2 protein-coding genes are annotated in these 2,029 nt (G+C 47.5%); one reads left to right on the top strand and one right to left on the bottom strand.

The window, feature by feature from the left end; all coding sequences use genetic code 11:
* Nucleotides 1-786 (top strand): alpha-L-rhamnosidase C-terminal domain-containing protein (locus VIM87_RS23695; RefSeq protein WP_331999407.1); only part of this gene is annotated, 786 nt, incomplete at its 5' end.
* Between the two features lie 146 nt (nt 787-932).
* On the opposite strand, the gene VIM87_RS23700 is transcribed toward VIM87_RS23695, so the two are convergent.
* Nucleotides 933-1,820 carry a 3-hydroxybutyryl-CoA dehydrogenase gene (locus tag VIM87_RS23700; RefSeq protein ID WP_331999408.1) on the bottom strand — a complete coding sequence of 296 codons (888 nt, stop codon included), beginning with the start codon at nt 1,818-1,820 and terminating at the stop codon, nt 933-935.
* Nucleotides 1,821-2,029: the final 209 nt, after the last annotated feature.

Consider the following 2,029-nt stretch of genomic DNA (forward strand, 5'->3'; position numbering starts at 1 on the left):
GCCGATGTAAGCGCATTTAAGGAGCTGGGCGAAAAAGTGAAGCTGGCTTTCAACGATAAGTTCCTGAATAAAAAAGAAGGCTATTATGCGAACAACACGCCAACTGCGAATATCTTTTCGCTGGCTTACGGGCTTACACCTTCCGGCAGCCAGGATACAGTATTCCGCCATGTGGTGGATAAAACCCTGCAGGATTACAACGGGCATATCAGCACCGGCCTGGTAGGCGCAGAATGGCTGATGCGGGTGCTTACCAGTTACGGGCGTGGCGATCTGGCTTACCAGCTGGCCACTAATACCACCTATCCCAGCTGGGGTTATATGGCCGAACATGGGGCTACCACTATCTGGGAGCTGTGGAACGGCAACACCGCCGACCCGGCCATGAACTCAGGCAACCACGTAATGCTGCTGGGCGACCTGGTAGTATGGTATTACGAAAACCTGGCAGGCATCAAACCTGATCCTTCAGCGCCCGGGTTTAAGAAGATCATTATGAAGCCGCTGCCGGTAAAAGACCTGAAGAAGGTAAGCGCCAGCTACCACTCTGTACACGGCTGGATCCGCAGCGCCTGGGAAAAGGAAGGCAATGCCTTTAACTGGAAGATCACCGTGCCGGTTAATACCCGGGCAGCTGTATATGTACCGGCAGCGTCGGAGCAGCAGGTGAAAGAGGGCAATGCCGCTATAACAGGGGATAAGGGAGTGAAGTTTGTAAAGATGGATGGAGGATATGCTGTATTTGAAGTAGGCTCAGGAGAGTATAGTTTCAGCGCAGGAGAGTGATAAGGAATGTAAAATCATAAATGTAAAATTTAAAATGTAAAAGTGAAATGCAGCGATACCTAGGCCGGACCTAATCACTGCATTTCACTTTTACATTTTACATTTATGATTTTACATTTTACATTCTTTTGTGCCAGCCCCTTAAATTATTTAAACCGCCCGCTCACTACCAGGTCTTTACTGCCAGCGGTATACTTATAAAACCCTTCACCGCTCTTTACGCCTAAATAACCGGCGGTAACCATATTCACCAGCAGCGGGCAGGGAGCGTATTTAGGATTGCCAAAACCATCATGCAGCACCTGTAAAATAGATAAGCACACATCCAGCCCTATAAAGTCCGCCAGCTGTAAAGGTCCCATGGGATGGGCCATACCCAGCTTCATCACCGTATCAATTTCCTGCACACCGGCCACGCCCTCATATAAAGAATAAATGGCCTCATTGATCATGGGCATTAAAATGCGGTTAGCAATAAAGCCGGGATAATCATTCACCACGCAGGGTACTTTTTCCAGCTTTTCAGTCAGGCCTGCGATTGTTTTAGTAACCTCCGCATCTGTAGCATAACCGTTAATGATCTCTACCAGCTTCATAACCGGTACAGGATTCATGAAGTGCATGCCAATCACTTTCTCCGGCCTTTTGGTGGCTGCAGCAATGCGGGTAATGGAAATGGAGGAGGTATTGGTGGCCAGTATCGCATCTGCCGGCGCGTGCTGGTCCAGCTCTGCAAATATTTTCAGTTTCAGGCTAATGTTTTCCGTGGCGGCTTCTACTACCAGTGCTGCATTCTTAACACCGTCGGCAAGAGAAGTATAGGTAGTAATGTTTTGCAGGGTTTCGGTTTTCACGGTTTCTGTAATGCTGCCTTTGGCCACCTGCCGGTCCAGGTTCTTTTGGATAACGCCCAGGGCCTTTTCCAGCGCAGGCGCAGAAACATCTATGAGGTTTACCTTATAATTATGCTGTGCAAATACGTGGGCTATGCCGTTTCCCATAGTTCCGGCGCCAATAACAGCTATTTGTTGCATGCGTTTTTTGTTTTAGTGTACGATAATAATGTGCAGATATGCAAAAATGTGCAGATATGCAAATGTGCAGATGTGCAAATATGAGAAAATTCAGGTACAAACATTTCGCAAATGTCAATCCATCTGCACATCTGCATATTTGCACATCCGCATATTAGCTAATCGTCTTTCTTTTTGAAATCGCCCCGTTTCCAGGCCTGTATAAATTG

The sequence above is a fragment of the Chitinophaga sp. genome (assembly GCF_036569125.1).
Lineage (GTDB): Bacteria > Bacteroidota > Bacteroidia > Chitinophagales > Chitinophagaceae > Chitinophaga.